The organism is Maribacter cobaltidurans (genome assembly GCF_002269385.1).
Lineage (GTDB): Bacteria > Bacteroidota > Bacteroidia > Flavobacteriales > Flavobacteriaceae > Maribacter > Maribacter cobaltidurans.
The window spans coordinates 1,066,996-1,080,529 of record NZ_CP022957.1 but is presented as its reverse complement, the minus strand read 5'-3'; the positions used below and the strand labels follow the sequence as shown (position 1 = coordinate 1,080,529).

At 40.5% G+C, this 13,534-nt stretch carries 8 protein-coding genes; 6 read left to right on the top strand and 2 right to left on the bottom strand.

The window, feature by feature from the left end:
• Positions 1–42: 42 nt before the first annotated feature.
• Positions 43–1,281: a cupin domain-containing protein gene (locus CJ263_RS04680; RefSeq protein WP_094996192.1), complete on the top strand. Its 1,239-nt coding sequence runs from the start codon at positions 43–45 to the stop codon at positions 1,279–1,281.
• Between the two features lie 11 nt (positions 1,282–1,292).
• Here the strand turns inward: CJ263_RS04680 and CJ263_RS04675 are convergent, their stop codons facing one another.
• Both CJ263_RS04675 and CJ263_RS04670 read right to left on the bottom strand, forming a co-directional pair.
• Positions 1,293–3,230 (bottom strand): SMP-30/gluconolactonase/LRE family protein, encoded by a 1,938-nt coding sequence (locus CJ263_RS04675; RefSeq protein WP_094996191.1) that lies wholly within the window; start codon positions 3,228–3,230, stop codon positions 1,293–1,295.
• 111 nt (positions 3,231–3,341) lie between these two features.
• On the bottom strand, positions 3,342–4,523 hold the full coding sequence (locus tag CJ263_RS04670) for a fumarylacetoacetate hydrolase family protein (RefSeq protein WP_199768158.1): 1,182 nt from the start codon (positions 4,521–4,523) through the stop codon (positions 3,342–3,344).
• Between the two features lie 404 nt (positions 4,524–4,927).
• Between CJ263_RS04670 and CJ263_RS04665 the strand changes: the two genes are divergently transcribed.
• From CJ263_RS04665 to CJ263_RS04645, 5 genes are all read left to right on the top strand, one after another.
• Entirely contained in the window at positions 4,928–5,425 is a 498-nt protein-coding gene (locus CJ263_RS04665) for an RNA polymerase sigma factor (protein WP_158657080.1), read from the top strand.
• A 112-nt stretch (positions 5,426–5,537) separates the two neighbouring features.
• Positions 5,538–6,734, top strand: a complete 1,197-nt coding sequence (locus tag CJ263_RS04660) for a FecR family protein (protein ID WP_158657079.1) — start codon at positions 5,538–5,540, stop codon at positions 6,732–6,734.
• A gap of 80 nt (positions 6,735–6,814) precedes the next feature.
• Positions 6,815–10,375: a SusC/RagA family TonB-linked outer membrane protein gene (locus CJ263_RS04655; RefSeq protein ID WP_158657078.1), complete on the top strand. Its 3,561-nt coding sequence runs from the start codon at positions 6,815–6,817 to the stop codon at positions 10,373–10,375.
• Between the two features lie 4 nt (positions 10,376–10,379).
• The gene (locus CJ263_RS04650) at positions 10,380–11,945 is read left to right on the top strand and encodes a SusD/RagB family nutrient-binding outer membrane lipoprotein (protein ID WP_094999113.1); all 1,566 of its coding nucleotides are present in this window, start codon (positions 10,380–10,382) and stop codon (positions 11,943–11,945) included.
• A gap of 61 nt (positions 11,946–12,006) precedes the next feature.
• Positions 12,007–13,506, top strand: a complete 1,500-nt coding sequence (locus tag CJ263_RS04645; protein ID WP_094996188.1) for a mandelate racemase/muconate lactonizing enzyme family protein — start codon at positions 12,007–12,009, stop codon at positions 13,504–13,506.
• Positions 13,507–13,534 lie beyond the last annotated feature (28 nt).

Below are 13,534 nucleotides of genomic sequence, written 5' to 3'. Positions count from 1 at the left end.
TGGCATGCGTTTGTATGTTGAGTATTATATAAATAATTTATTATGAAAACAGTACTTAGTTTAGTGTTCTGCATCGTGGGCAGTTTCTGCATGGCCCAAAATTTAAATGAAAGGGTGGTTCACAATGATCCATCTGCCTATCGTGAATTGAGCGCAGTACATGCCGGTGCCGGCAAAATGGGATTTACACAGATGATCGGTCGGAATGACCTGGCAACTAACTTTTTGTATTTACATTCAGGTATTATCCAGCCTAAATCGGGTATCGGACATCATTTTCACCATACCATTGAAGAAATGTATGTCATTCTGGATGGGGAAGCTGAGTTTACCATTAATGGAAGAACATCAAAAATTAAAGGTCCAGCGTTGGTTCCTTGTAAGCTAGGGGATTCTCACGGAATTTATAATACTTCGGGAAAACCGCTAAAGTGGTTGAACTTTGCGGTAAGCGAGGTAAAAGCACAGGGTGACGCTTTTGATTTGGCGGATGATCTAGTTGGGTCCAAAACAGATGAAATCCCAACGTTTGTCGCTTCGCGATTGATAAAGGAAGAGCTTAAGCCTGAAGACAAAGGTTTTAGGGGTTTAGAGGACAAAATTTATAAGGGTGAAGGAGTGCTTTATAGACGAGTGTTAAGACCGGAAGTATTCCGAACAAACTGGCACCACGTGGACCATTTGGTTGTTCCTTCTGGCAGTAAAACTGAAAAACGTCAATTAGAGGGCGTAGAGGAAGTATATTATGTGATGAATGGTACTGGGGCGGTAACTGTAGGTTCTGAGACGGTCAATGTCGGCAAAGACGATTCTTTTTATGCCGGTTTGGGGGAGGAAATTTCTTGGTCGAGTACAGGTGGGGATGACCTCGAAATATTGGTCATCGGTATAGCCGGATCCAAGGATGACGGAATGGCAATTGCTCGGCCATTGGAAAAACCAAAGGCCATGGCTTTGCAAATGGATTTTGTAGTGGACAAGGAAAACGCGGCCGCTTTTGAAAAAATGTACTATTCAATCTATGTGCCCGCTATGGTGGTACAAGATGGATATTTAAGCTCAAAATTGCTTCGGCTTTTTTCAGATGATTTGGCGAAGGAGATTCAAGCGGAACCTACAACCTACAACTACCAAATTCAGATATCCTTCGATACCGAAGAAAACCGTAGAAAATGGGTGGCAAGTGACCAACATCAGATTGCATGGCCTGCTGCCTCCGGCCTAGCCAAGGAATTTAAATGGCGAGGCTACGATGTTATGGGTGATGATGTACAGCATTAAACCGATATTTTTTATAGGTAGTTTACATACCCTGTCCTATTGGTTGGTATCTTGTAGACCTTATCATAACTAACAATGTACAAGGTTTTCATATCCTCCCCACCAAAACCTAAGCTTACAGGAAAGGAGGGAAGGTTTATCATCCCTATGAAGCTACCCTTTGAGTCAAATATCTGTACTCCAAAATAAGTGGCCACATAAATATTGCCCATAGTATCAATAGCCATTCCGTCTGCGCTGGAGGATTTGCCTTTGCGATTCAAAACATTTCCTGTCAATCGTAATTCCGCAAATTTTCGGCCGTTTGAAATGGTGCCATCATCGTTTACATCATAAGCCCAGACAAAATTTTCTTTGGAACTATTTACGGGATACCAGGATTCATCGTCATAGCAATTGTTTATGTAAAGCGTTTTGCCGTCCGGGGATAATAAAATTCCATTGGGCATAGCAAATTCATTGGGTTCAACTAGCCGAGTTATATTTTTATCCGGTGATATATAGTATACGGCACGGCCGGGCTGAAACTTCTCCGCTTCCATGGTAAACTGGGGATCTGTGAAATAGATACCGCCTTTGCTATCGGTGATTATATCGTTTGGGCCATCTATAGGTTTTCCGTTGTAGGAATCCGCAATGACATGTACCACATCGCCAGAAGTGGTCATTTCCAACACGCAGTGCCCTATCATATCACAGACCAACAAATTTCCATTTTTATAGGGATATAGGCCGTTGGCCTGCATTTTGCCCTCCATAATATTTTTGTACGAACCATCGGGTTTTAGTTCTACAATGGAACTTCTTTTTGGGTCGGCGTTCCAATTCTGGTCAAAATACATGTTGGAAAAATAGAGTTTACCATCCATCCATTTAGGACCTTCGCTAAACGTTAATGTTGGTTTTGTCTTTGCTCCGTCGATAACCAACTGGGGCTTTGCTCCCTCAGGTATAATTTCTTGATATTTTTCAAGTGCTATCTTTTGCTTGGTCAAATAATCTTCACGTACGGGCCAAAAGATATCCAAGGCATCATAACCCAATTCACCTGCAACCCCAGAATGGACCACGTTTCCGGGAACCAAGACTATATCCTGTGGTACCATGTCCAATTCCTGATCCAGAACGGTTTCTTTAAGGCTTCCCCTAAGCAAAATTGTTATTTGTTCCTCAGGATGTATATGTGCCTGCGATTGTGTATTTGGGTCTGCAGAGACTAAGCTAAGTTGTATGTCGCCAGCCGAAACAAGTCTGGTGTATACCCCATTTGTAAGTTGTGTTAACTGAATATCATAAAAGTCATACACGGTGTTGGTATTAATCGTCGCTTCCTTATTGGAACTTCTTTGTGGAATTTCGGAGGGAAGGTCGGAAACACCTAATTTTTCAAGATAATCCAAACGAAGAGGGCTATAGACTTCCATAACTTTGGCACCTGTGTCTCCTGCTTTGATTTCACTTTTGCTACCTTTTTCCTGAAAAATAAAATCCATTCTCGGAGTTCCGCTGTGAGTGCCGTCCGGTTCTTCCCGCTCCTTGGCCATCATGTGATGCTTTTGCCCATCACTGTTTAATTCAAGTGATCCTTGGGAAAGTATCAGAAACCGGTCCGCTGGCAGAGCTTCTTCTGGCAGGGTTGCATTGGCCTCTAGTTCCAATACACTGACTAAATTTCCATTTCCCCAGAAAATTTTGGCGGTTATACCGGGATATAGTAAGATACCTTCCATATTCCCAAGATTACTAAGGGTACCCACTTTTAAGTTGGGGGCTACATCTGAGGAAGGTAGGTTGGGCAGATTCCTAGCGGTGAGGCCAAACTCCTCGATTAATTCCGAATTGCGCTTTTCCCATTCCGGTTTGTTGGAAGTATCACAACTTAAAAGAAGTAGGTTCAGAAAACCTATAAAAAGGAGTGCGCTTGCTGGTCGATAACTATTAAATGGCATAGGCAATTTATTTTAAAGGATATTTGATGCACTTGTTTTTTAAAAATATATTGACAATCTATAATTGAATTAATGAGCTTGGATTTATCCTATGAAGGCAATTGATTAATTTCAATTTTTGGACCTTTCCAGGGTATAGTTGACAAAAGCATTGATTCCGAACGTCCATTGTGGAATTTTATCCGAATAGTTCACCCAATTGATCAATTTACCCAATTTTGGTGCGGCAATAGTAACTTTGTCGTTGGGTTTATGGGTAAAGCCCATACCTTTTTTATCGCGATCCAATGTGGGTGCGAACATGGTGCCGCAGAAAAGAACGAATCCATCAGGATATTGATGATGCTCGCTTAAGACCTGTGCTACTAGATCTTCGGGTGATCTGCTAATTTCCCCCATATCTGAAGAATCTTCCAATCGGAAGCCGTCCGAGCCCTCGATACTAAGGGCTACTCTTGAGGATTTAACGTCGTTCAATGTAAAACTATCATCGAACATTCTAAACAGAGGACCTATGGCACAAGAACCGTTTTGATCTTTGGCCTCTCCCAATAGCAAAGCACTTCGCCCTTCAAAATCCCTTAAGTTAACATCATTTCCCAAGGTTGCTCCTAATATTTGGCCAGAATTTGAAACGACAAGTACCACCTCGGGCTCTGGATTGTTCCATCCCGATTCACTGTGTACCCCAACTTCTGAACCGAATCCAACCGACGAAAAAGGCTGACCTTTTGTAAAAACTTCGGCATCGGGACCAATACCTACCTCTAAATATTGTGACCAAATCCCTCTTTTCTTCAATTCCTCCTTTAATTTCATGGCATGCGGAGATCCAGGCTTGACATTACTAAGTCCCTCCCCAATTGTTGAAGTAATTTCATCCCGTATTTGCAGTGCCAATTGAGGTTCTCCTTTTGCTTTTTCTTCAATGACCCGTTCCAAAAGGCTTTGAATAAAGGTCACCCCGCAAGCCTTAACAGCCTGAGTGTCGTTAGGAGCTAACAAAAAGGGTTTGGAGGTATCCTTTTGATAATGTATGGAATTTTCCAAAAGTTCCGGTAATGAGCATACCTCTTTAATGTTGGGGTCCCCCTCCTTTAGATATATTTTATAATTGGGAGTATTGATCAATTCACTGGTGGACTTAAAATAATAGGATAAATCAAACACCTTCTTTTGATGTACCCATATCACATGAGGGCCTTCCACATTTCGATAAGCCATTTTTTTAGGTATATAACACCTTCCTATCCATGTACCTTCTAGTCCCATTTCGGGAATTATTTCATTCATTTCCATATTTTAATTAAGTTGTTAAACATTATATTTTAAATGAATTCTATTTCTCAAACAACTGGATTGATCCATAGAAATATTCCGGTAACAAATTAGCCTTCCATATTGATTTCCGAACAAAAACTAGTGTAAAATCCTTCCTTTAATAGCACCTCATATCTTTTAATAATGCTCATTAATTATGCCGTGCACTTACCGTAAAGCCTATCAGTTCAAATATATTAAGATGCTTGTCAGTATTTATGGCGTTCACATCAATTCTGTTAAATAAATATTTTTATTGTAAAAAAAATATCAAATCTATATATTAGCCATCTATTAAGTGTGAAATATACAATTATTTTAATACATTTAATATTACTTAATAGTTTGGATTCTACATATAAATAGGATACATGGGAATGATAAACTCTTTAGTTCTTGAAGAAATGTTTCTGAAACATTATCAGGAATGGTGTTTATTGTCTTTTAGTTATGTTGGGGATTTAGAGGATTCCAAGGATGTTGTACAGAACATTTTCATTAAACTTTTACAGAAAGAATTTGATGCTCCTATTGTTGACTTAAAAAAGTACATCAATACTTGCATAAGAAATGAAAGTTTAAAAAAAATTAAAAAAAGTCAACGAACTTTTTCTCTTAAAAATTATTCAACCGAGGTCTCTTCACACGAAAACGAACTAATACGTTCGGAAATATCCGATACACTTTTTAGACAAATTGATGCTTTACCGGACCATAGCAAAAAAGTATTTGAGCTCTGTGTTCTAGAAGACCTCAAGTATGAAAATGCAGCGGAAATTATGGGAATTACCGTGAATACGGTAAAGTACCACTTGAAGAAATCCTTTAAGTTACTACGTTTAAATTTGAAGGATGTGTATTTTTGGCTCTTCTAAAATATCTAATTGTCAAAAAAAGATACATTTTTTTGACGAATCCACTACCCGATATTAATCTTGCTAGGTCTTATTAGTAGACAATGTTGTTTTGTCTATTAAAGAAATAAGATTGATAGCAGATATTATAATTAGGAAAATTAAAGGTCATTTAAACCAAGAAGAAGAAATTCTTTTTGAGAATTGGCTTTCTGAGAAGGATGAAAATCTTTTGACCTTTAAAAGGCTTCAGAAATTACACGAGCTTAAAGTGCCTATCCCTGATATTGAGGAATTGGATGCTCAAAAAGCATGGCAGTTGCTTCTTGATGCTCAAAGAAAGCAACGAAAGGGGGTGGTTAGATTTTCAAGTCGCACACTTTTAAGATACGCAGCCATTTTCGTAGGAATCTTTGGTTGCTTTTTAGCTTACAGGTCTTTTAAATCTGAGGCTACAGTTATTGAGCCAATAGATCCTAATTCCATTACGCTGGATTTGGGAAATGGAAACACGCAAGTACTTACAAGAGAAGGTACATTGCAAATTGTAAACAGTGAAGGAGAAGTTTTAGGTAAGAAAGTAGACGGTCTAGTGGACTACTCCCAATCCAAATCTGATGATGTGGATGATAGTGCACCAGAATATAATACACTGCGTATACCCAATGGCAAGACATTTAAAGTAGTGCTTTCGGATGGTACATTGGTGCACTTGAATGCAGGGTCTTCTCTAAAGTATCCCGTACAATTTCAAAAAGATAAGAATAGAGAGGTCGTTTTAATAGGTGAAGGTTTCTTTGAAGTCACCAAGAATGAATCCAGTCCATTTATAGTTACCTCAGGAGGTGTGGATGTTAGGGTTTTGGGGACAAAATTTAACGTCACCTCTTATCCGGAGGATAAACGTCAAAATACGGTTTTGGTAGAAGGTTCAGTTAGAATCTATGAAACAGGTTCTACATATGATGTTGAGAATTCTACCCTGCTTTCCCCAGGATATAAGGCAGAATGGAATCCAGAGGAAAAAAATATGCAATTGGAAAAGGTGCCCACGGAATTGTATACAGGTTGGATAAACGGTAAGTTGATGATGAAGGAAATGGTTTTCTCAAACATTGTAAAAAGACTTCAACGACACTATAATGTCAACATAACCAGTGAGTATCAAGAACTAAATAGTAGAGTTTTTACCGCCACTTTCGAAAAGGAATCCATTAGGGAAGTTTTGGAAACCTTTAAGCTGGAAACACCCTTTGATTATGAAATCGAAGGAAATCACATTCTTATAAAAAGACAACCTAAAACCGACAAGCCTATGGGTAAAGTTTAAAGAACGAAAATTTAATCTACGGAGCATACTCAACTCTGTAGGATAGACAGACTAAATCAATTAATAATCAACAATATGATATGAAAACTAAAGAACTATTTGGATCATTACGATCTAGTACCATGAAGATTGGTTTAAGAACCAAATTATGTGCACTCTTATTTATCGCCGCATTTATCTCTGCACAGGCGAATACCTTATCCCAAAAGACCAAGATGACCATTAACTTGGAAAATGTACCAACGTACAGGGTAATGGAAGAAATCGAGGCCACTACGGAATATAAATTTCTCTATGATGTCAATAAAGTGAATACATCGAGAAAGGTTTCCATAAAAGTTAAGGATATAGCCCTAGAGAATGTACTTGAAGTACTCTTTAACAATGCCAACATTGACTTTATATTTAGTGGTAATCAAATTGTATTAAAGCCCAAAGAGGTACAAACTAATAAACCGAAGCCCAATGTAAAAACAACGGACAATGAAACGACTTCTGTTCAACAAAGCGTGTCAGGAAGCGTAAAAGATAACAACGGGCAACCAATTCCTGGAGTGTCAGTGGTTGAGAAAGGTACTTCTAATGGAGTTGCGACCGACTTTGATGGGAATTACTCCATTACCCTATTACAGCCCAATGCGGTTCTAGTTTTTAGTTCGCTAGGGTTTTCTAGAAAAGAAGTAACTGTGGGACAATCCAGTGAGGTTAATGTTGTTTTGGAAGAAAATGTCGAGGGCTTGGACGAAGTGGTCGTAACTGGTCTAGGTATTAAAAGAGATGCCAAAAAACTAGGATACGCGGTGACCTCGGTAGATACAGAGGAGCTTACCAAAACCAGAACAGTAAACGTTATGGAATCCCTTGAAGGTAAGGTCTCGGGACTTAACATAACCCCTCCATCGGCTGGGGCTGGTTCAAGTATGCAAATACGTTTACGAGGACAGTCAGCATTTGCAGGGGCCAGCAACTCACCTTTGTTCGTTATCAATGGTTTGCCTATAGATCAAGGAGCCAGAGGTGCCAACGGAAGGGATAGTTCAAGGGATTTAGGGGATAACCTCCAGAATTTGAATCCCGATGATATAGAATCCATGACCGTTCTTAAAGGAGCTACCGCTGCAGCAATTTATGGGGCAAGAGCAGCCAACGGTGCGGTAATCATAACTACAAAATCAGGTAAACTGAATCAAGGGATTGGGATAGAATTCACCTCTAGTTATACCTCCTCACACGCCTTGAATTTTTTAGATGAAATAAGGCAAACCGAATATGGTCAAGGGACTGGTGGGGTAAGACCCCAGACCCAGGGAGAAGCACAAAGTACGGGGCAATTTAGCTTTGGGGAAAGGTATGATGGAGTGCCTACTGTCAACTTTGACGGTGTTTTAAGGCCATATTCACCAAATCCATATCAACTATATGATTTTCTGAGAACAGGAACAAACCAAACAAATACCATAGGGTTTTCCGGGGGCAACGAAAAGGGAAGCTTTAGGGCATCCTTCGCCAATACCGGAGCCAAGGGTATTCAACCTGCTAACGAATACAAGAAAAGAATTTTCAATGTGGGTATAAATTATAATCTTACGGAAAAGTTGAACATGCTATTGAACGTTAACTATGCCAACGAAGAAAACATTAATCCGCCCCAGATTGGAACACAAGGGCCAGGAGCGGTCAATTTCTTCAACAGATTGGCCATTTCCACACCCATAGAGGCCTATAGGGAGAATGCAATTGACCCACTTACCGGAGCCGAGGTAAGAACCAACGGTTTCTTAGGAACCATAAACAATCCTTATTATCAACTACAAAAAAACCAATTTTTTAATGATAACAGAAAGCGTTTACTGGGAACAGCAACGCTGAGGTATGATTTTACAGACTGGCTTTACCTACAAGGGCGTTATAATTATGATTATGCCACAAACTTTACGGAGTGGAATGAGCTTAATGGAGCTGGTGCCACCACTACTGTGGAAGGTAACGGATTTTATCGGGGACGATATGATATACAGCAGACCCAAACTCAGGATATAAATGCCGACTTTTTATTAGGGGCAAGCAAGGAATTTGGTAAATTTTCAGTAGATGCCAGTTTTGGGGGTAACACATGGAGGTCTAAATTCCAAAGAAACTCTCAATATTCCAGGTATTTTGTTTTGCCAGATCTGTATTCAATAAAAAACGGTACCAATTTTGAAACAGATGATGCTAATTTTGAACCTTACCAATACAGTACTTTTAGAATTAACTCTCTTTATGGACTTGCTGAATTTGGTTATGACAACCTTGTCTATTTGAACTTTACCGGAAGACAGGACTGGTTCTCAGTACTCAATCCACAGGATAACAGCGTATTCTATCCTTCAGTATCTGGTAGCCTTATCTTTTCAGAGTTTATGAAAGAGCAAAGTTGGTTGACCTACGGTAAGCTAAGAGCTTCTTGGGCCGAAGTAGGTAGTGCAAATGGTGTGGGCACCTATGAGGGTGTTCTAAACTATAGCATTAATCCACCGTTTAATGGTCAGACAACCGCCGGTATTGAAGGAAGTTCTGCACCAAACCCATTTTTAAAACCGTTTACGGTGACCGAAAAAGAGGTTGGTCTAGAAATGAGAATGTTCAATAGCAGATTGCGTTTGGATATAGCGGCCTTTGATAAAGTTACTACGGATCAAATTTTGGACGTTACACTGTCCAATGCATCCGGCTTTGATAATACTCCAAAAAATTTAGCCTCGTTAAGAAACAGGGGGCTTGAAACAATGATAGGAGTTGTTCCCATTGAAACAGATGATTTTATGTGGACAAGTACTTGGAACAATGCCTATTTATCCACGGAAGTTTTAGATGTAGGGAATGACAGTGGAACCATATTATTGCTTTATTTTAATGGTACTGGAAATGAATTTCTAGGAGAACTTCGCTATACAGAAGGCCTTCCTATGAATCAATTATATACCAGAACATATAGAAGAAATGATAGTGGACAAATTTTAGTAAATGATGATGGGCGACTATTGGCCACAAATAGCGATACGCCAGGAGCAGAGAATACCAATGGATTTTTGCCAGTAGGTAGCTCAATTCCAAAACATACGGGAGGCTGGAACAACGATTTCACCTATAAAAATTTAACCTTTGGCTTCTTGATCGATTATAAGTTTGGAGGGACCATTTTGTCTTCCACACATTTGAACATGACTAGACAGGGGCATTCCCAATTTTCTTTGGAAGGACGTAGAGAAGGGGAAAATGGTGTTGTGGTGCCCAATAGTGTGTATGAAAGCAATGGACAGACCAATACCACGGCGGTTAGTAATTTACAGTCGTTCTATGCTGACTACCGTAACCTTCAAATAGGGGATCCCTTTACCTTTAAATCGGATTTCATCAAATTGAGGAGTATATCCCTTTCATATAATCTAACGGACGCCATCAGAAATATATCTGAACTACAGTTCATAAAAGGATTGACGTTATCTGCTTCTTGCCGTAACGTAGCAATTCTTTATAAGGATATTCCAGGACTTGATCCTGAAGCTATTCAGTCCTCGGGTGATTTTAGGGCCGGTTATGAAAATTCCGCGTTGCCTACCACCCGAAATTATAATTTCAGCCTAAATGTTAAATTCTAGAACAATGAAAACGATAAAACATTTTATACCAATATTATTGGCATCCTTAATGATTGTGGGGTGCGATGAAGACTTTGTGGAAGTAAATACAGATCCATATGCCGTTAGGGATATTAACCCAGCTCTTCTATTCGCAGGAGCGCAAAGAAGCCATTTGGGCAATTGGACTGCTGAGCACACCATAGTACAGCAATTTGTAATTCCTTATAACCAGGGAGCCACCTTAGGCTTTAATTTTAATGAGGATATTGATGGGGTTAACAATCCCAAATGGAATGAATCTTACCCTTCGGTTATACGAAGTCTTGTACAGGCTATAGATTTGTTGGGTGAAGACACCGATAGAACCAATCTGTTAAGTATGATTCGTATTTGGAAAGCGCAAGTGTTCATGGGTCTGGTTGACACCTATGGGGACGTACCTTATTCCGAGGCAGGAAAGGCGGTTGGGGATTTCATTTACTTTCCTTCGTATGACGATGATGAGGCGATATATGAAGACCTGTATAAAGAAATAACAAGTGCATTGGCTGCCCTAACCCCAAGCGGTGATTTTGTTTCCGAGGATCTTTTCTATGGTAGCAATAGTAGCCAACCAACAAATTCCGCATCGGCCCAAGTCGAAAAGTGGAGAAAATTGGGAAATTCACTGTTGTTGAGATTAGGGATGAGATACAGCAAGGTAAATCCTTCCAAAGCCGAGTCCATTGTTTCGGAGGCTTTTTCTGGAGGAGTTATGACATCAAATGCCGATAATGCATATGTGAAATATGATGGAAACCTTTATGTTTGGAACGACAATAATACCTTAAGGGACTTCTCCCAGTTCAATTATGCGGCAGAACCCTTGGTGGATCAGTTGAAAGCTACCGATGATCCAAGGGCAAAATATATGATAGCGACTTATGAGGATCCCGGATCAGTCGCCAATGACCCCAATCCCGATACCGACTTGGCCAACCAATTCGGGGTTCCAATCGGTGTTTCGGATTTGGAACTGTCGGACACTTCCCTTGGATATCGAGGGCCACGTGGTGGTGGACTGGATTATAGTCAAATAAACATTTTATCTGCAGCTTCACCGGCAGCCCCAGCATTCTATGTTACTTACGGACAAACCTCACTTTTATTAGCAGAGGCTGCCTTTAGAGGTTGGATCTCTGGGAATGCCCAGGCTTATTATGAGGAAGGTATCAGAGCCAATATGGATATTTATTCATTATATCCCAATACGGAGCCCATACCAACGTCTGAAGTAGATACTTATTTAGCCGAACCTGAGGTTGCCTATAATGCTTCCAATGCGTTGGAACTTATAAATACTCAATATTGGCTGACCAACTTCCGTAATGGAACGGAAGCCTTTGCGAATGTTAGAAGAAGCGGATTTCCTGATTTAGCTCGCAATGATTTTAATGATAATTTATTGGCAAACGGTGGAGATGGATATGTGCACAGAATGACGTACCCTGATCGTGAGGGTTCTGCCAACTCGGATAGTTACACTGCAGCAGTCTCTGCCATAGGCGGGGATAATCTAGTTTCCAGGGTATTCTGGGATGTGGAATAAAAGAATTAATTTAAAGGGATAATTTATCAGCTAAAAATTTGAAATCCCTAACTAAATTATAATGGAAAACACACTGCAAAAACTAATATCGAAATTTAAAAAGGAGGAAGAAACTTTCTTGGCCCTTAGAAATAGGGAACTGGAAAATCCCAGAACCACGGACCAAAGAAGAAATTTCTTAAAGAAGACGGCATTGGGAGGCATCGCCATGACCGGTATGATGGGTCTTGGTATCGAGGATACCATTGCCCAAACAACTTCGAAGGTGAGTAGAATGTCTGCCCCTTCGGAGTTGAAGATTACCGATATGCGCTATGCCTTGACCAATGTTATGGGCGGTACGGCCATTATTAAAATCGAGACCAATCAAGGTATTTATGGTCTTGGTGAGGTAAGGGACGCCGCCGATGTTCGATATGCCCTGTTTTTGAAGAGTCGTATTTTAGGAGAAAACCCTTGTAACGTAGAAAGGATTTTTAAAAGTATCAAACAGTTCGGCGGACCTGCAAGACAGGCAGGTGGTGTGTGCGCGGTGGAAATGGCGCTATGGGATATTTGCGGAAAGGCATACAATGTTCCGGCCTGGCAGTTGTTGGGAGGAAGATATCGGGACAAGGTTAGACTATATGCGGATACACCGGAAGCATCTTCTCCAGAAGAACAAAAAAGACTGATTGACTTCAGGGTAAATGAACAAGGTTATACCTGGCTAAAAATGGATGTTTCCATTGGGGAGCTGCGCGGCAAACCGGGCACTGTAGTAAATGGTAAGTTCTGGGAGAACGATAATGGCGTTTTGGCACAATGGGGCGATCGTAGAAATATGCTGTCCTACGGCAATACGATGCATCCATTTACACAGATTCAGATTACCGAAAAAGGTCTGGAAGTTTTGCAGCAGGTTGTTGAGGACGTACGTAACATGGTCGGCTATGAAATTCCCATTTCTACTGATCACTATGGACATTTTGATTTGAACAACGGAATCCGTTTGGCAAAAGCCCTAGATAAGTATAGACTTGCTTGGTTTGAGGATATGGTTCCTTGGCAGTACAACGAGCAATGGAGGACCATAACCGATGCCATTGAGACCCCAACCACGACAGGTGAGGATATCTATTTGTTAAAGGATTTCCTGCCACTCATCCATGATAGGGCGGTCGACATCGTTCATCCAGATTTGGCCTCTTCCGGAGGACTTTTGGAAACAAAAAGAATCGGTGACTACGCGGAAGAATATGGCATAGCCATGGCGATGCATCAGGCGGGTACCCCGGTTTCTTTTATGGCCAATGTACACTGTGCCGCGGCTACCCAAAACTTTTTGGCCTTGGAGCATCACTCCGTCGATGTGCCTTGGTGGGAAAGTTTGGTGAAAACAGTTGGTGGTTTCAAAATGATCGATAAAGGTTTTGCCACCGTACCGCTGACAGCACCAGGTTTGGGTATCGAGTTGGATGAAGAAGTAGTCAAGGCCCATTTACATCCTTCGGATAAGACTTTCTTTAAGTCTACCGAGGAATGGAACGAGTTAAGATCACACGATAGAACGTATAGTTAATGGTATTAACAAACTCATTTAAATGTTT